This is a genomic window from Stenotrophomonas sp. Ste96 (assembly GCF_024519495.1).
GTDB classification, from domain to species: Bacteria; Pseudomonadota; Gammaproteobacteria; order Xanthomonadales; family Xanthomonadaceae; genus Stenotrophomonas; species Stenotrophomonas bentonitica_A.
Window position 1 is genome coordinate 282,932 of record NZ_JALJRX010000005.1, and the last position, 17,484, is coordinate 300,415.

General features: G+C 67.8%; 17 protein-coding genes. 6 read left to right on the forward strand and 11 right to left on the reverse strand.

Annotated elements, in window-relative coordinates; all coding sequences use genetic code 11:
* Positions 1–124: 124 nt before the first annotated feature.
* Positions 125–607 carry an Lrp/AsnC family transcriptional regulator gene (locus tag OC373_RS14445; protein WP_019184100.1) on the reverse strand — a complete coding sequence of 161 codons (483 nt, stop codon included), beginning with the start codon at positions 605–607 and terminating at the stop codon, positions 125–127.
* A 127-nt stretch (positions 608–734) separates the two neighbouring features.
* On the opposite strand from OC373_RS14445, the gene phhA reads away from it, so the two are divergent.
* Entirely contained in the window at positions 735–1,631 is an 897-nt protein-coding gene (gene phhA, locus OC373_RS14450; protein WP_019184099.1) for a phenylalanine 4-monooxygenase, read from the forward strand.
* 31 nt (positions 1,632–1,662) lie between these two features.
* Positions 1,663–2,313 carry a DUF4375 domain-containing protein gene (locus OC373_RS14455; RefSeq protein WP_261997908.1) on the forward strand — a complete coding sequence of 217 codons (651 nt, stop codon included), beginning with the start codon at positions 1,663–1,665 and terminating at the stop codon, positions 2,311–2,313.
* Positions 2,314–2,392: 79 nt separating this feature from the next.
* Here the strand turns inward: OC373_RS14455 and OC373_RS14460 are convergent, their stop codons facing one another.
* The 10 genes from OC373_RS14460 to OC373_RS14505 form a co-directional block, all read right to left on the reverse strand.
* Positions 2,393–3,496 (reverse strand): GDSL-type esterase/lipase family protein, encoded by a 1,104-nt coding sequence (locus OC373_RS14460; protein ID WP_261997909.1) that lies wholly within the window; start codon positions 3,494–3,496, stop codon positions 2,393–2,395.
* Between the two features lie 178 nt (positions 3,497–3,674).
* Positions 3,675–4,430, reverse strand: coding sequence for a 2-dehydro-3-deoxy-D-gluconate 5-dehydrogenase KduD (gene kduD / locus OC373_RS14465; protein ID WP_070426315.1), 756 nt, complete (start codon positions 4,428–4,430; stop codon positions 3,675–3,677).
* 66 nt (positions 4,431–4,496) lie between these two features.
* On the reverse strand, positions 4,497–5,345 hold the full coding sequence (gene kduI, locus OC373_RS14470; protein WP_070426314.1) for a 5-dehydro-4-deoxy-D-glucuronate isomerase: 849 nt from the start codon (positions 5,343–5,345) through the stop codon (positions 4,497–4,499).
* Between the two features lie 219 nt (positions 5,346–5,564).
* Positions 5,565–6,623, reverse strand: coding sequence for a LacI family DNA-binding transcriptional regulator (locus OC373_RS14475; protein WP_046274231.1), 1,059 nt, complete (start codon positions 6,621–6,623; stop codon positions 5,565–5,567).
* Positions 6,624–6,666: 43 nt separating this feature from the next.
* Positions 6,667–8,247 carry a family 43 glycosylhydrolase gene (locus OC373_RS14480; protein ID WP_070426313.1) on the reverse strand — a complete coding sequence of 527 codons (1,581 nt, stop codon included), beginning with the start codon at positions 8,245–8,247 and terminating at the stop codon, positions 6,667–6,669.
* A gap of 38 nt (positions 8,248–8,285) precedes the next feature.
* Positions 8,286–9,443 (reverse strand): pectate lyase, encoded by a 1,158-nt coding sequence (gene pelA / locus OC373_RS14485; protein WP_070426312.1) that lies wholly within the window; start codon positions 9,441–9,443, stop codon positions 8,286–8,288.
* The gene (locus OC373_RS14490) at positions 9,416–10,699 is read right to left on the reverse strand and encodes a TRAP transporter large permease (protein ID WP_019184091.1); all 1,284 of its coding nucleotides are present in this window, start codon (positions 10,697–10,699) and stop codon (positions 9,416–9,418) included. The genes pelA and OC373_RS14490 overlap by 28 nt, the downstream gene beginning before the upstream one ends.
* Positions 10,700–10,702: 3 nt before the next feature.
* A complete protein-coding gene (locus OC373_RS14495; protein WP_019184090.1) occupies positions 10,703–11,233 on the reverse strand; it encodes a TRAP transporter small permease in 531 nt (176 codons plus the stop codon).
* A gap of 12 nt (positions 11,234–11,245) precedes the next feature.
* The gene (locus OC373_RS14500; RefSeq protein WP_026069922.1) at positions 11,246–12,250 is read right to left on the reverse strand and encodes a TRAP transporter substrate-binding protein; all 1,005 of its coding nucleotides are present in this window, start codon (positions 12,248–12,250) and stop codon (positions 11,246–11,248) included.
* Between the two features lie 37 nt (positions 12,251–12,287).
* Positions 12,288–13,109 (reverse strand): 2-keto-4-pentenoate hydratase, encoded by an 822-nt coding sequence (locus OC373_RS14505; RefSeq protein ID WP_083279831.1) that lies wholly within the window; start codon positions 13,107–13,109, stop codon positions 12,288–12,290.
* 151 nt (positions 13,110–13,260) lie between these two features.
* On the opposite strand from OC373_RS14505, the gene OC373_RS14510 reads away from it, so the two are divergent.
* The 4 genes from OC373_RS14510 (at position 13,261) to OC373_RS14525 (ending at position 17,438) form a co-directional block, all read left to right on the forward strand.
* Entirely contained in the window at positions 13,261–14,253 is a 993-nt protein-coding gene (locus tag OC373_RS14510) for an alpha/beta hydrolase (RefSeq protein WP_261997910.1), read from the forward strand.
* Complete coding sequence (locus OC373_RS14515; RefSeq protein WP_261997911.1) at positions 14,246–15,868, forward strand: carboxylesterase/lipase family protein; 1,623 nt, start codon at positions 14,246–14,248, stop codon at positions 15,866–15,868. The genes OC373_RS14510 and OC373_RS14515 overlap by 8 nt, the downstream gene beginning before the upstream one ends.
* A gap of 44 nt (positions 15,869–15,912) precedes the next feature.
* On the forward strand, positions 15,913–16,731 hold the full coding sequence (locus OC373_RS14520; RefSeq protein WP_083279933.1) for a rhamnogalacturonan acetylesterase: 819 nt from the start codon (positions 15,913–15,915) through the stop codon (positions 16,729–16,731).
* A gap of 116 nt (positions 16,732–16,847) precedes the next feature.
* Entirely contained in the window at positions 16,848–17,438 is a 591-nt protein-coding gene (locus OC373_RS14525) for a cysteine dioxygenase family protein (RefSeq protein ID WP_070426308.1), read from the forward strand.
* Positions 17,439–17,484 lie beyond the last annotated feature (46 nt).

The following is a 17,484-nucleotide window of genomic DNA, read 5'->3' on the forward strand; positions in this document are numbered from 1 at the left end:
ATCCCGCCACCGGTAGAGCCGACCGTTGGTCGGCTGTCGTTCGAGCGACGTTGCCGCGGGGCCATGGGGTTGGAGCAGCAGACCAACGGTCGGCTCTACCTGGCGCTCGCGAGGGCGATCGGCGTCATTCCAGCTGCGACAACGGCAGCGCGCGGAATTCCTTGACCGTGCGCAGCACGAAGCTGGAATTGACGTCGGCCACGCCGGCGGCATTGAGCAGCTTGTCGAGCAGGAAGCTGGAGAAGTGCTCCAGGTCGCGCACGTAGATGTGCAGCAGGTAGTCCATGTCGCCGGTGAGCGCGTGGCAGGCCACCACCTCATCCCATTCCACGACGCTGTCGGCGAACACGCCAATGGCGTGCTGGTCGTGTTTCTCCAGCTGCACGCGGACGAAGGCCTGCAGGCCCAGACCGATCTGACGCGGCTCAAGGCGGGCGCCATACCCGGCGATCACGCCCTCGCTTTCCAGCCGCTGGACCCGCCGCAGGCAGGCCGATGGAGACAGGTTGACCCGGGCGGCGAGCTCGGCGTTGGTGGCACGCCCGTGTTGCTGGATTTCCGCCAGCAAGCGCAGATCCGTGCGGTCGAACTGGGCATCTCCGGTCATTGCTGCCCCGCAACATGATGTGGACGCAATGATATTGCGCCAACAGGCCATATCCGCGCAACTTTGCAAACCTCTTGCGCGCGCCCTGCCCTAGCATCGACAGATGACTTCCCAGGAGACCACCACGATGGAAACCGCCACCGCCCCACGCCGCGTCGAACACCAGCAGACCGACAAGGGATACGTGCCGGTCTATACCACTGCCATCGTGGAACAGCCCTGGGACAGCTATACCGCCGACGACCACGCGACCTGGAGCACGCTGTTCCAGCGCCAGCGCGAATTGCTGGTCGGCCGCGCCAGCAAGGAGTTCCTGCACGCGCAGGACGAGATGGGCATGAGCGCGCACATGATCCCGCGCTTCGACCAGCTCAATGAGGTGCTCGGCGCGGCGACCGGCTGGACCCTGGTCGGGGTGGAAGGCCTGCTGCCGGAGCTGGATTTCTTCGACCATCTGGCCAACCGCCGCTTCCCGGTGACGTGGTGGATCCGCCGCCCGGACCAGATCGACTACATCGCCGAACCGGACATGTTCCATGACCTGTTCGGGCACGTGCCGCTGCTGATGAACCCGGTGTTCGCCGATTACATGGCCGCGTACGGCCGCGGCGGCGTCAAGGCGCATGCGATCGGCCCGGAAGCACTGCAGCACCTCACCCGCCTGTACTGGTACACGGTGGAATTCGGGCTGATCAACACCGACGAGGGCCTGCGCATCTACGGCGCCGGCATCGTGTCGTCCAAGGGCGAATCGCTGTACTCGCTGGAGTCGGCCGCACCGAACCGGATCGGTTTCGATCTGGAGCGGATCATGCGCACCCGCTACCGGATCGACACCTTCCAGAAGACCTACTTCGTCATCGACAGCTTCGAGCAGTTGATGCAGGCCACCGCGCCGGACTTCACCCCGATCTATGCCGCCTTGGAGGCCAAGGACCATCTGCCGGCCGGTGAGGTGCAGGACGGTGACCGCGTATTCCAGAAGGGCACGGGCGAAGGCTGGGAAGACGGCGGCGACGTGTGAGCGCGCTGGCCGGTCCGGTATCCTGACCCGCATGACCGATGTTTTCGCTTCCCTGCGCGTGGCCACCGTCGATTTCGACGACGACTTCGTCCTGCTGGCCCTCGCCGATGGCCGGCGCACCCGGCAACCCTTACGTTGGGCACCTGCGCTGTACGAGGCCGATGCCCTGCAGCGCGCGCAGTGGGTGCTTACGCCCGATGGGCTGGGCGTGAACTGGCCGGCACTGCTTCCCGCGCGCAAGAAGGGCGTGGTCGATGTGCCGAACCAGGTGTGGGACGACCGCTACGAGGCGGCCCTGGCGCGGCTGAAATCGGCTGGATGGTCGCTGGATGCGCTGTCCGATGAGGACCAGCAGCTGGTCGCGCTGTGGCGCATGGAGGCGGACATCAACAACGGGGGCTTCATGCAGTTCCTGTGCAACTGGGGCGACCCGACCTGCCAGCTGGCGCTGCGCGCGCTGCAGGCAATGGGTGCGGTGCAGACCCACGCGATCCTGGCAGGGATGCGTGGCTTGCTGGACCGGCTGGAGGACGACCCGGAAATCAAGGAACTGACCGACCTGTACGGCGCGATGACCGATGAGGAGCAGGCCGCCCTGCACGCCTTCGACGAAGCCTATTTCGAGCGCCCGGAAGACCTGGCGCGGCTGGGGCTGCAGCACTTCGGCCCGGAGCCCTTGTAGGGCCAGGCCGAGCGTAGGCCCGGCGCTACAGCGCAACGCAGCCCGTGCAGAGCCGAGCCCGTGCTCGGCTGGGTTTCGATCACCGCGGGTACGCCAGCAGCACCACCAGATCCTCCTCGCCCACCTGCTGCAGCGCATGCGAGCTGCCGGTCCGCGTCAGCAGCGCATCCCCCGCCGCCACGTCGTACTGCTTGCCATCCAGCACGTAGCTGCCCTGCCCGCTGACGATGTAGTAGATCTCGTCCTTGTGCTGCGGGTGCAGGCCGATGCCCGCGCCCTTGTGCAGCACGCGCTTGCGCAGCACGAACGGGAGGTCCGTGTCCTCGGCGAAAAACGGATACGCCGTGGTCGGCCCCGCCCCGCCGTGCGGCCCCGGCTGGGTCACGGCGATATCGCGTTCGTGCACGACACGCGAGGGCTTCGCCGCATCACCGCCCTGCCCTGCACTGCGCACCTCGCAGTCGATATCGCGCTTCAGCGCCGAGGTGAGTTCCGGCTGCAACGCCACCCAGTCACGCATCACCAGGCACGCCACCGCCGTCGCACCGTTCACGCTGAAGTGCGTGCCGTCGGCCTTGTTCTGCTCGGGCACGAACATGAAGTACGGTTTGGCACCCTGCTCGCCCAGCCCGCGGATCCAGCGCGTGGAGCTGTCGTTGAGATCGATCAGCGCGACCTGCTCGCGTGTCGCCAGCGCTTTCACGGCTTGGGTGTACACACCGTGCGTGTCCAGCAGCGAGCCGAAGTCGTACAGCAGCCGCGCCACCGGGGTGATCAGCACCGGCGTGGCGCCCTTGTCGCGCGCCAGCTGCACGTAGCGCTTCAGGAACTGCGGGTAGGCAACGGCAGGATCGGTATAGCGCGTGGGGTCTTCGAACTTGGCGTCGTTGTGTCCGAACTGGATCAGCAGCACGTCGCCACGTTGGAGCTCGGCGGCGATCGCATCCAGGCGCTTCTCATCGATGAAGCTGCGCGTGCTGCGGCCGCCCTTGGCATGGTTGCGGACCTCCCACACGGCGGGATCGAGATAGCTCTGCAACGCCTGGCCCCAGCCGGCCTGTGGCGCGCGCTCCGGGCCGTACTCGGCGGCGGTGGAATCCCCGGCAATGAAGATGCGGTGCGGGGCGCACAGCGCGCTGGGGGCCGCGAGCAGGAACGACAGGGACAACAGCAAACGCAGCATGGTCATGCTCCTGGATGGAGAGCTGCCGGCCAGCGGCCGGCACTACCGGCGTGCATCTGGTGGAAAGCCCCCTGAGTCAGGGGGCGACCGCGAAGCGGTGGGGGTCTGGATGCAACGATTGCTCGGGGCCCACGATCTGCAGCGCAGATCGTGGGAGCGCCAGCGCATAGCGATGGTGTTACCGGGCGAGCCAACCACCATCAACCGGCAGCACTGCGCCGTTGACGTAGTCCGAAGCGCTGGAGGCCAGGAACACGGCGGTGCCGCCGAGGTCTTCCGGGGTGCCCCAGCGTGCGGCCGGGATGCGGTCGAGGATGGACTTGTTGCGGTCCTCATCGGCGCGCAGTGCGGCGGTGTTGTCCGTGGCCATGTAGCCCGGGGCGATCGCGTTGACGTTGATGCCCTTGCTGGCCCACTCGTTGGCGAGCAGGCGGGTGATGCCGGCGATGCCGCTCTTGCTGGCGGTGTACGACGGTACGCGGATACCGCCCTGGAAGGACAGCATCGAGGCGATGTTGATGATCTTGCCGCGGCCCTGGGCGATGAAATGCTTGCCGGCGGCCTGCGAGATGAAGAACGCGGACTTGATGTTGACGTTCATCACGTCATCCCAATCCTGCTCGCTGAACTCCACCGCGTCGGCGCGGCGGATCAGGCCGGCGTTGTTGACCAGGATGTCCAGGCCGCCCAGGCCTTCGATGGTTTCGCGGATGACACGCTCGACCGGCTCGATGCTGATCAGGTTCGCTTCGATCGCCAGGCAGCGACGGCCCAGCGCGGTGATCTTTTCGATGGTCTCGGTGGGCGGCGCGATGCCGGCCACGGCGACGTCGGCACCGGCCTGCGCCAATGCGACCGCGATGCCCTGGCCCAGGCCGGTGTTGCCACCGGTGACGAGGGCGACCTTGCCTTCCAGACTGAACGGATTAGCCATTGCGTATGTAGTCCTTGTCCAATGCGTAACAGACGCCGCCGGCGCGATGCCGGCGGCGCGTCGGGGTTACTTCAGCTGGCAGATGTCCAGCACGTGCATGTCGGTGTAATCCAGGTTCTCGCCACCCATCGCCCAGATGAAGGCGTAGTTGCTGGTGCCTGCGCCCATGTGGATCGACCACGGCGGCGAGACGACGGCTTCGTTGTTCTGGATGACGATGTGGCGCTGCGCGTCCGGCTCGCCCATGAAGTGGTACACGCGGTCGTTCTGGCCCAGGTCGAAGTAGAAATAGACTTCGCTGCGGCGGTCATGCAGGTGCGGCGGCATCGTGTTCCAGACGCTGCCCGGCTTGAGCACGGTCAGGCCCAGCAGCAGCTGCGAGGACTGGCAGGTGGCCGGCACGATGTACTGGTAGATGGTGCGTTCGTTGCTGGTTTCCAGCGCGCCACGGTCCAGTGCCACGGCGTCCTTGATCGACAGCGCCTTGGTCTCGAAGCGCGCATGCGCCGGGGTCGAGGCCAGGTAGAACTGCGCCGGGTTGGCCGCGTCATCGGAAGCGAACACCACCTCCGTGCTGCCCATGGCCACGTACAGGCCATCCTTCGGACCCAGCGTGAACACGGTGCCGTCCACGGTGACGGTGCCGCTGCCGGCGCCGACGTTGATCACGCCCAGCTCGCGGCGCTCCAGGAACGCGTGGCCGGCAGCCGAGGCCGGCTCGGTCTGCTTGGGCAGCGAGACCGGGCCGTTGACCGGGGCCGCACCGCCGAGCACGAAGCGCTCGTAATGGGTGTACTTCAGGGTCACCGCATCGGCGTTGAACAGACCGTCGAGCAGATACAGCTCGCGCAGGTCGTCATTGCTGGCGCCCTTGATGGCGTCGGGATGGGTGGCGTAGTGGGTCTTGCAGTACATGGCGTCTCCAGAGCAGGGGTGGGGCGATGCGTCGGCCCCGGCGCGATTTCAAGTGATTGTAGCGATTTGGTAAACCGGTGTCATTTTGCAGCGCACGATGGACCGGGGCGGGCCCGGCGTGGTGTCCATGTCAGAAAAGCCGTGCGATCGGCAACGGAGTGCACGGGCGCGTGGCGACGCGTTCATCATGAACGCGCGTCGTTGCCATCGCGGCGCGCGTCAATCCTCGGGCGGCTGGCAGGAGTCGCGCACGATCAGGTGCGGGCGCACGCTGGCGTGCTGCATCACCGCCTGGCCATCGGGCTGGATCAGCATGGCCGCGGCGGTTCGGCCGGTGTCGCGCGTGTGGCGGCGCACCGAGGTCAGCGACGGCCACAGGCGCGACGCCAGCGGGCTGTCGTCGTAGCCGATGATCGAGAGCTGGCGCGGAATGTTGATGCCCGCGCGCAGGGCGACCTTGTAGATACCGGCAGCCATTTCATCGTTGCCGGTGAAGATGGCGGTCGGGCGCTGCTTGCCCAGCAGCAGCTTTTCGGCCGCGGCCACGCCGGATTCGAAGGTATAGCCGGCCTCGACGATGCGAGCGGGGGGCAGCTCGATGCCGCGCTTGGCCAGCGCATCGATGAAGCCGGCAGTGCGTTCGTGCGCCGAGCGGTACGCGCTCGGGCCGGTCACCAGGGCGATGTCGCGGTGGCCCAGGGAAAGCAGGTAATCGGCAGCTTCGGCCGCGCCGTCGCGATCGTGGGTGACCACCATCTGCGAGGTGTCATCCAGCGGCAGCGAGGCGATCCGGGTGAAGCGGCAGCCGATCTCATCGAGCATGTCCACCAGCGCCTGGTCTTCGGAGGCACGCGGCACCAGGATCACGCCGTGCAGCTTCTGCTGCTGCACGAAGCGGCGCACCCCCTCGATGTAGCCGGGGCTGCGCGAATCGCAGGGGTGCACGACCAGTTCGAAACTGGAGCCGCGCAGCGCGTCCAGCGCGCCGTACTGCATGTCCACGATGTACTGCGCGGTCGGGTTGTCGTACACCATGCCGATCAGGAACGAGCGCCGGAACGCCAGCCCCCGGGCCAGCGGGTCCGGCGTGTAACCGACCTCGCGCATCAGCGCTTCGACCTTCTCGCGCGTGTCCTTGCGCACCAGCGGCGAGTTGTTGATGATCCGCGAAACGGTCTTCTTCGATACCCCGGACAGACGCGCGATGTCGTTGATCGTGGCGGCCTTGCCTTTGGTCAATCCGTGCGGCGACGGATCGGTTTTGCTGCGCAATGACATGTCGTTCAAACCGGGGATGAGTCAGGGGATTCTAGCGGGGAGCTCAATCAAGGGCGCGGTAGCGGAAGTTCCGGAACTGGACCTTGCCGTCACCGGCAGCATAGATCGCCGGCTTCAGGGCCAGGAACTTGCCCGCCACATTGTGATGGTAGCCGGAGACTTCCATCTGAACCGGGTACTTCTGCCAGGTTTTGCCATCGGTGCTGGAGTGGATGGTCACGATGTGGCGGTTGTTGGTCACCCGCAGCCACAGCGTGCCACCGGTGGCGCTGGGGGCCAGCCGGGTGGGGCGCTCCTCGCCGTAGCGGTGCATGATGAACTTCTCGCCGTTGCTGCCCACGCCCACGTACAGGCGGTCGCTGTAGAAGAGCAGGGCACCGCCCACCGCGCCCGGGGCAATCTCCATCTCGACCTCGAACTGGTAGGCCTTGTCGCCGGCGATGGCGGTCAGCGGCGAGCTGTCGCGCGGGGTGCTGCCCTTGCCCTGCAGCACCATGCCCTTGCCGGTGAAGCCCAGGCGCTTGTACTCGTCCTGGGCCGGGTTGAAGAACGACCACTGTGCGCCGAGGGTCTTGCCGCGGAAGTCATCGGACAACGCCATGCCGTGCTGGCCGACCGATGTGCCCGAAGGCATGGCCAGCGGCTGGCCGAGGTCGCCGCCCTTGGCCACGAACCAGCCATCGGCGGTCCATTCGATCGGCTCCAGCAGGGCCTGGCGGCCCAGCGTCCAGTACCCGTTCTCGTAGCCGTGATACATCATCCACCAGCGCCCGTCGGTGCCTTCGATCACCGTGGCGTGGCCGCGCGACCACCACGGCTCGGCGGCCGACTGGGTGCGCATGATCGGGTTGTTCGGTGCGTTCACCCACGGGCCGTGGATCGAGCGCGAGCGCGCGGTGATCACCATGTGCCCGGTGGGCGGGCCGGCGGTGCCGCCCACGGCGGTGGTCATGTAGTACCAGCCATCGCGGAAATTGATCTTCGGGCCTTCCTGCGCATAGGCCTCCACGTCCCAGCTTTCCGGGTATTTCCAGCCGTCGTAGACGTGCTTGGGCGTGCCGACCACGCTCAGGCCGTCGTCGGCCAGCTGCACATAGTCGCCGCCGCTGAGGAACAGGTAGCGCTTGCCGTCTTCGCCTACTGCATGGCCGGGATCGATGTAGCTGCCCAGGCCGATGTCGATCGGCTCGCTCCACGGACCCTTGATGCTGTCGGCCCAGACCACGAAGTTGCTGCGGGTCTCCCCGGTGCGGGCGGGGAAGTAGATGTAGTAGCGGCTGCCGTGCTTGACGATGTCCGGGGCCCAGATCGCCCCCACGTTCCTGGTGATCGCATGGCCCAGCGGCTGCCAGTTGACCAGGTCGCGCGAGTGCCAGATCGGCAGGCCGGGGTAGGCATCGAACGAGGACAGGGTGAGGTAATAGTCGTCGCCATCCTTGAGCACGGACGGGTCCGGACGGTCGCCGGCGAACACCGGGTTGAGGAAGGTACCGTTGCCCAGGTCGGCCTGGCGCTGGTTCTCGATCCCGCGCTTCCAGGCGGTGGCCGGCTCGGCGGCGTGTCCGGCGCCGGCCAGCAGCAGGCAGGCGGTGGCGAAGCTCGCCAGGGTCTTCCTCAAGTGCATCGTCTCTCTCCCTTGAACGTATCGTGGGCCGGCCGCGCTCAGCGCGCCCCGGGCCCGGCAGGACGCTGTTGCCAGCGTGGGTACTCGGTGGTGATCAGGGCCTGCGGCCAGGTGCCGTACCAGTGGTAGCCGGTGCGGCGCTCGCGCGGAATCTGATCGAAGGTGGCCACGCGTTCGCCCTCCCGGTTGGCCAGCACCACCGAACTGTCGCGCAGGTCATGGAAGCGCCCCCACAGCAGTGGGGCATCCGTATCGGCGACCAGGCGGCGATCCACCGTGGTGCGATGGAACTGGAACTGTTCCGGCGTGGTCTGGAAGGTCTCCAGCCGCCAGCCGGTCAGCGCGTGCGCCTGGAACCACGCCATGGCGGCGTTGACCGAGGCGACCACCTCCGGCGATGGATCCGGGATCGACATCAGGTAGCGGACCACGCCGACACTCTCGTCGGTGACCAGCGCCGGCAGTTCGAACTTCCGGCCCTGCGCGGGCTGCAGGGTGGTGCGGTCGTACTGACCGGCCCAGATCGTCGGCACGCCGTCCTGGCGCACCTGCAGGCGCAGCAGGCAGGCATCGCCGGCGGTCACGGCCGCGTCCACGCGGGCACGCTGATCGGCCGTGATGAAGCCGAACACCGGCTCGCGCTGCACCCGCCGCAGCGTGGTCAGCACACCGCTGGTGACATCGTCGGCGAAGGTGATATGGCCATGGTAGGAGGTGCGCGACGGCACCGAGTGCGGCCAGCCGCCACACGTTGGAATCTGCTCGGCGAGGATGAAGTCCAGGCCGCGCACGGCCGCATCGCGATAGCGGGCCTCCCCGCTGCGCGCGAAGGCCTCGGCCAGGTAGCTGACCTGGGTGTAGATGTTGCGGTTGTCGAAGCTGCCGCCGGGCGTGGCCTGGTCGGCCGATACCTGGGCCCTGGCGGCCTCGTCGAGGATCCGCTGGGGATCCTGGTTGACCGCCCAGCCACCACCGCGCCGCTGCAGCGCGACCAGGTTGTCGGCGATCTGCCGGTACTGATCGGGCCGATAGCGCGGGTAATCCGTGCCGTGGCCGCTCTGCCAATGGTTGATGCCGTCCTGGAAGCCGCGCAGCGCGATGTCCTGGCCCTGCGCCATGGCGGCGCAGGGCAGGGCGACCCACAGCAGGGCAGCCAGCCGCCGCACGCTTACGCGCGCAGCAGGGCGGGCAGCCACAGCGACATTTCCGGGAAGAAGGTGACGATCAGCAGCACACCGAGGGCAGCGAACCAGAACGGCCAGATCGAGCGCATGCTCTCACCCACGCTGATCTTGCCGATCGCGGTCCCGATGAACAGCACCGAGCCCACCGGCGGCGTCACCAGGCCCAGGCCACCGGTCAGCACCAGCACCAGGCCGAAGTGGATCGGATCGATGCCGTAGGCCTTGGCCACCGGCAGGAAGATCGGCGTGCAGATCAGGATCATCGGCGCCAGGTCCATGAAGGTGCCCAGCAGCAACAGCATGATCACGATCATCAACAGCACCATGAACTGGCTGTGCGCGAACGACTGGAGGAAATTGACCGCCGCCGACGGCACTTCCAGATAGGCCAGCAGCCAGCCGAACACCGCCGCGGTCGCGATCACGAACAGGATCACGCCGGTACTGCGCGCGGCGTGGGTGACCGTGCCGAGGAACTCGCGCCAGTCCAGCTGGCGATACAGCACCGTGGTCACCAGCAGGGCGTAGACCACGGCGATCGCCGCGCTCTCCACCGCGGTGAAGATGCCGGCGCGGATACCGATGAAGATCAGCGCGACCAGGCCCAGGCCGGGCAGGGCCGAGACCAGCCGCAGCAGCACCGCGCGCCAGCCGGGGAAGATCTCCACGCCATAGCCGCGACGACGCGCGACCACGTAGCCGGTGATCATCAGGGCGACGGTCATCAGCAGCGCCGGCACGATGCCGGCCGCGAACAGATCGGCGATCGACAGGCCACCCCCGGCCGCGGCCGAGAACAGGATCAGGTTGTGCGAGGGCGGCACCAGCAGCGCGACCAGCGCGGCGGTGATGCTGACGTTGACCGCGAAGTCACGGTCATAGCCGCGCTTGACCATCTGCGGAATCATCGTGCCGCCGACCGCCGAGACATCGGCGATGGCCGAACCGGATACACCGCCGAAGAACAGCGAGGACAGGATCGAGACCTGGCCCAGGCCGCCGCGCATGCGCCCGACCAGCGAAGACGCCAGCGAGATCAGGCGCTCGGAGATGCCGCCGCGCATCATGATTTCGCCGGCGAAGATGAACAGCGGAATGGCGATCAGCGAGGCCGAACCGGTACCGGCCGAGATCTGCTGGACCAGCACCAGCGTCGGCAGATCCAGGTACCACAGGGTGGCCAGGGCGGCAGCGGCAAGCGCGAACGCGACCGGCACACCGAGCAGCAACAGCACCGCGAACACGGTGAAAAGAATGGTGATACCCATGACTCAGCGATCTCCCTCGGCAACGGCATCGGCCGGCCGTACAGCCAGCGCCATCTGGTTCACGGCGAAGATCGCCATCAAGGCGCCACCGATCGACAGGGGCAGGTAGTTGATGCTCTGCGGCAGGTTGGCGCCGGCGGCCTTGATGTCCAGGCCGTCCATCAGCAGCACGGCCGCCCACCAGGCGATGACCACGCCCAGCACGGCCACCACCAGCGCGGCGAACACATCGACCGCGCGGCGCAGGCCCGGGCCCATGTGGGCGGCGAGCAGGAAGAAGCCGAAGTGGCGGCGGGTATGCACGCCGGTGGCCGCGCCCAGGCTCATCGCGGTGGCGAGCAGCAGCAGCGTGACCGGCTCGGTCCAGCTGGGCGAATCATTGATCACATAGCGGGCGAACACCTGCCAGCCCTGCACCACCACCAGGCCCAGCAGGGCGATGACGGCAATGTAGATCGCCACATCGGCGATGACGTTGAGCAGGCGCTGCGGCGCGGTGGGGGTGATGACGGTTTCGGAAGTCGAGTCGGACATCGCGTCGGGGCCTCAGGCGAAGTCGCGGATGCGACGGGTGAGGGCGGCCAGCTCCGGCTGCTGCAGGTATCGCTGCAGCAGCGGGTCGGCGGCCTTGCGGAAGGCCGGCATGTCGACCTCGTTGAACTTGATGCCGAAGTCGGCCACGGCTTGGCGGGCGGTGTTTTCCGAGGCATCCCACTGCTCGCGCATCACCTGCACCGACTCGCGTGCGGTCTCGATCACCAGGGTGCGGTCGGCCGGACTCAGCGCATCGAAGCTCTGGCGCGACATCAGCAGCACGTCCGGCGCGTAGGAATGATCGCTCTGCGACCAGTAGTGCGCGGCCTCGAAGTGGCGGCTGGAGTGGAAGCTGCGCATGTTGTTTTCCGCACCGTCGATCATGTGCGTTTCCATGCCCGAGAAGGTATCGCCCAGCGACATCGGGGTGGGGTTGGCACCGAGCAGGCGCATCAGCTGGATGAAGATGTCCGAAGACGCCACGCGCAGCTTCAGGCCATGCAGGTCCTTGGGTTCCACGATCGGATGCTTGGTGTTGTAGAAGCAGCGCGCGCCGGAGTCGTAGATGGCCAGGCCGACCAGATCGCGGGTTTCAAAGCCCTGCAGGACCGTATCGGCAACGCCACCATCGAGGGCGCGGCGCATGTGCGCCACCGACTCGAACACGTACGGCAGGCACAGGCCCTGGGTCAGCGGAAATGCGTTGTTGAGCGCGCCGGAGTAGACGCGGGTGATGTCGATGGCGCCGAAGCGGGCCATGTCGATCGCCTCGGACTCGCGGCCGAGCTGGCCGGAGTGGTACTGGCGCAGGCGCAGCCGGCCGCCGGTTTTTTCTTCCAGCGTCTTCCCGATCCATTTCACCGCCGTGACGGTGGGGTAGTCGGCGACGTGGACGTCGGTGGCGGTCAGCAACTGCGCACCAGCCGGTGCGGCGTTGGACGACCGCGAACAAGCCGTCAGCGCGGGCGCGGCAAGCGCGCCCAGACTGGTGGCCAGGAAACTTCTGCGAGTGAACATCTGCGCCCTCCCAAGCGTGCTCGCCATGTCCGCGCGGTTACCCGGCGGCGATGGCCTTGCAGGTAATGTCGCCGTAGCCGACGAAACGGATCAATGCTTGCTGGCCCACGGCGATGTCGTGGATGCCGGTAGCGTTGCCACTGGCGATCAGGTCGCCGGCCTTCAACGGCCGCCCACGCTGCGCCGAGCGGCCCAGGGCGAAGGCATAGGCGGTACGCAGGCCACCGGGCAGCAGGGTCGCGCCACCGGTGCCGACCACCTCGCCCTCGATGCGGGTTTCCGCACGCAGGTCGGCATCGTCCAGGCGGGTCCAGTCCGGGATTTCCGGGCCAAGCACCAGGCCATTGTTGTTGCCGAAGTCCGACACCACCACGCGCGGGCCGAGCTTGTTGATGGTCGCCAGCGGGCTGCTGGCCACTTCAACGCCGATGAAGAGCTTGGCGGCCAGGGCCTCGGCTTCTTCCGGAGTCCACTGCAGCTTGTCCGCCGGGGCGTCTTCCTGCAGCTGGATCACGTACTCGGCCTCGACCGCGCCGAAGCCCCCGACGAACACCGGAATCTCTACTGTTCCACCGGTAGCATTCCAGAGTTGACGCGAGAAGATCGGGCCCAGCAGCCGGTCGTCGCCGGAGACATCGCGGCGCTCGGCAGCGATGTAGCCCACCTTCCAGCCGACCACCTGGTCGTCCCACAGCGCGATGGCCTGGTCCTGTACCTGGTAGGCGGTGACGAGGTCTTCCGGGATGGTGCCCGGGAAATCCGGCAGGGATTGGCCGTGTTGGCGGGCGCTGACGAAGTGCCGGGCGATCTCGCCCAACCCCTGGTCGGGCAGGTCCTGTTTGCCGTGGTCGTTGCTCAAGCGGGTCTCCCGGAAAAATTGTTGCACTGCCAATCGACAGCGGTTGGATGTGCTGTATATGGTAAACCGGTGTCATTGGCAATGTGCAGCGCATCAGAACGGCTGCCGGTCAGGCACGATGCCTGTTCCCCTGCCGGAAGGACGTCCGCCGATGCGCCGCCCCCTAGTGTTGTCATTGTTGCCTTTCCTGCTGCTGGCCTGCGGCCTGGCGCGCGCGGCCGAGCATGCCGTGCCGGACACCGAGCCGGCCGCTGGCGCGGCGGACCGGATCGCGTTGTGGCCAGCGGGCGAGGTGCCGGGCGAAGCCGGCCCGGCCAGCGTGCCCAACGTGGTGGAGCGCAGCCATGATCCCGCCCTGCCGGATCGCTACATCGACAACGTCAGTGCGCCCTACCTGGTGGTGTACCGGCCACCGCGCCCGAACGGCAGCGCGCTGCTGGTGGTGCCCGGCGGCGGCTACCAGCGCATCGTGCTCGACAAGGAAGGCACTGCCCTGGTGCCGGCGTTCGTCGAGCAGGGCGGGGTGACCCTGTTCGTGCTGCGCTACCGGCTGCCCGCCGGCCGCAGTGATCGCGAGGCCGCCCTGGCCGATGCGCAGCGCGCGATGCGGGTGATCCGCGCGGATGCTTCGCGCTGGCAGATCGATCCGCAGCGCGTCGGGGTAATGGGTTTTTCGGCCGGCGGCCACGTCGCGGCACGGCTGAGCAATGGCTTCGATGCACCGGTCTATCCCCATCGCGATGCCATCGATGCGCTCAGCGCACGCCCGGATGTCGCTTTGCTGATCTACCCGGTGATCGACATGGGCGCGCACGCGCATACCGGCTCGCGTGCGCGCCTGCTTGGCCCGCACCCCGATGCCGCGCTGCAGGCGCGGTTCTCGATGCAGGAGCAGGTCCGCACCGATACGCCGCCGACCTTCCTGGTGCATGCGCAGGACGACACCGTGGTCTCGGTCGACAACAGCCTGGTGTATTACCAGGCGCTGCGGCGCGCCGGCGTCGCCACCGAAATGCATCTGTTCCCGTTCGGCGGCCACGGCTTCGGCGTGCGCATCCCGGCCGGTTTGACCGCCGCGCAGTGGCCCGAGCTGGCCCTGCGCTGGATCCCCTCGCGCCACACGGAGCCCGCGCGCCATGACTGATAGCCCCGCCGATCTTCAACGGCGTCGTTTCCTGCGCGACAGCGCGCGCTATGCACTGATGCTCGGTGCTACCAGCCTGCCGCTGTTGCCGGCCTTTGCCGGGGTGCCCGGCCCGCGCCACGATGCCGCGCCGCTGGCGCGTGTACGCAGCGGGCGCCTGCGCGGGCAGCTCGAGCAGGGCGTGAATGTGTTCCGCGGCATTCCCTATGGCGCCGATACCGCGCCCCGGCGCTTCCAGCCTGCTGTGCAGGAATCGGCCTGGCGTGGCGTGCGTGATGCACTGGCGTACGGCAATGCCGCGCCGCAGGGCGGTAACGAAGGGCCGGGCAGCGAGGACTGCCTGTTTCTCAACGTGTGGACCCCGGCGCTGCGCGACGGCGGCAGGCGGCCGATCGTGTTCTATATCCATGGCGGTGCCTACAACAACGGCTCGGGCAGCGACCCGCTGTATGACGGCAGCGCGTTGTGCCGGCGTGGCGACGTGGTCGTGGTCACGGTCAACCATCGGCTCAACGTGTTCGGTTACCTGTACCTGGCGCAGTTGGGCGATGCGCGCTTCGCCGATTCGGGCAATGTCGGCCAGCTCGATCTGGTCCAGGCGCTGCAGTGGGTCCGCCAGCACGCGCCGGAGTTCGGTGGCGATGCGGGCAACATCACCGTGGTCGGCCAATCCGGTGGCGGGGCGAAGATCGCCACGCTGATGGCGATGCCGGCCGCGCGCGGCCTGTTCCAGCGCGCGTGGACGATGAGCGGGCAGCAGGTCACCGCTGCCGGCCCGCGTGCGGCCACCCAGCGCGCGCAGATCGCGATGCAGGCCGTGGGGGCGGCCGATGCCGAGGCGCTGCGCACGATGCCGATGGAAGCGCTGCTGGCCGCCACCCGTGCACGCGATCCCTCGCGCGTGGAGAACAGCAGCCTGTACGTGGGCCCCGTGCTGGACGGTCGCTCGCTGCCGGTGCATCCGTTCTGGCCGGAGGCGCCGGCACAGTCCGCCGGAATCCCGATGGTGATCGGCAACACCCACGATGAAACCCGCGCGTTCCTCGGCAACGACCCGGCCAACTTCGCCCTCACCTGGGAGACGCTGCCGGCCAAGCTGGAAAAAGAGCAGTACGTGGACCTGCTGCCCTCGGTGGTGATCGCCGAGTACCGCCGCCTGTATCCGCACTACACGCCTTCGGAGGTGTTCTTCGCCGCCACCACCGCCGGTCGTTCATGGCGCGGTGCGGTGGAGGAACTGGAAGCGCGTGCACGCCAGGGCGCACCCACCTGGGCCTATCAACTCGATTGGGGCTCGCCGCTGGACGGCGGCAGGTTCGGTGCGTTCCACACCCTGGATATCCCGCTGGTGTTCGACAACATCGACCGCCCCGGTTCGCGCACCGGTGGCGGCGAGGAGGCTGCACGCGTGGCAGCCACGATGAGCGAGGCCCTGATCGCCTTCGCCCGCCGTGGCGATCCGAATCATGGCGGACTGCCACGCTGGCAGACCTATTCGCTCGCCCGCCGCGAAACGATGCTGTTCGATGCCACCTCGCAGCAGGCCGACGACCCGCGCGGTGGCGAGCGTCGTCTCTATCAGCAGGCCCCCTTCATCCAACGAGGCACATTCTGATGCGGTGTACGTCCTGGCTGCTCGGCAGCGCACTGTTCGCCCTGATGAGCGCGGCGCAGGCCGCCGTGGATCCGGCGGTGATGGACCGCCCGGCACCGACCCCGATCCGCGCCAGCAAGATCGTGCTGGTTGGTGATTCCACCACGGCCGTGCAGGGCGGCTGGGGGCCGGCGTTCTGCGCACGGCACGTGACCTCGTTCCTGACCTGCACCAACCTCGCCCGCGGCGGCCGCAGCACGTACAACTACCGCGCCGAAGGCTCGTGGGCGCTGGCCGGGGCGGAGATGCGCACGCCGGGCTATGCGCAGACCTGGGTACTGATCCAGTTCGGCCACAACGACCAGCCAGGCAAGCCGGGCCGCTCCACCGATCTGCAGCGCGAGTTTCCGGACAATCTGCGCCGCTACGTGCGCGAGGTCCGCGCCGCCGGTGCCCAGCCGGTGCTGCTGACCCCGTTGACCCGCCGCCAGTTCGCCGACGGCGTGCTGATCGATGATCTGGCCCCGTGGGCCGAGGCCGTGCGCACTGTTGCGCGGGAACTGGAGGTGCCGCTGGTCGACCTGCACGCACGCAGCCGCGCGGTGGTGCAGGCGCTGGGGCCGGTAGCCTCGATGCCGCTGGCACAGGCGGCCGCCACGCCTGCGCAGGTGGGTGCGGCGCTGGGCGGTACGACCGTGGGTGCAGCGCCCGTCGCTGGCGCACCCGTCGCGCAGAACAACGCCGCCACCGAGCCCATGGGGCAGGCCAAGGTCGCCTTTGATTACACCCATCTGGGCCCGGATGGCGCGGCGCTGTTCGCCACGCTGGTCACCGAGGAACTCGCCCGTCAGGTTCCCTCGTTGCGGCCGCTGCTGATTCCCTGATCGATAGGCAAGTCCGACTATTTCTTTCGAATGGCGGGGTATGTCGGAGATCGTGGGGCAAACGGATGTGATCCAGGTCAAACACGTTGTTCACCGGGATCGCCTAGACTCGGGGCATGCAAGACCAATGCAACCCGTTTCCGCCGTTCCATGGCCGCGATCGATTGATCGCCGCGGTCGACCATGCGGTGCAGCACGAGCACGCGCACCAGATCGCCGCCACGCTGCGCTCGGCGTTGCGTGAGGCGATCGCCGACAGCCGGATCCAGCTGCCGGCCTGCGTGCATCGCCCCATCCAGGACCACTACGCGCGCCGCGAGCTGTACCGCAGCCCCGTGCACGGCTACAGCATCGTGGCGATGAGCTGGGGGCCGGGGCAGGGCACGCCGCTGCATGACCACAGCGGGCTGTGGTGCGTGGAGGGCGTGTGGCTGGGCCAGCTGGAAATCACCCAGTACCAGCTGCTGGAGCGTGACGGCGAGCGGTTCCGCTTCCGCCCCGAAGCAGCCGTGGTGGGCGACTGTGGCAGCGCCGGCAGCCTGATCCCGCCGCACGAGTACCACACCATCCGCAATACCAGCGATGCGGAGCTGGCGATCTCGGTGCACGTCTACCAGGGCGAGATGACCCGTAGTGCCATCTTCGAACCCGAGGCCGATGGCTGGTACCAGCGCCGCGTGCAGGTGATGGAAACCGACGCGGCCTAGGGCGCGACGGGCGCACCGCTCGACCCGACGCCGCGGTGGCGCGCAT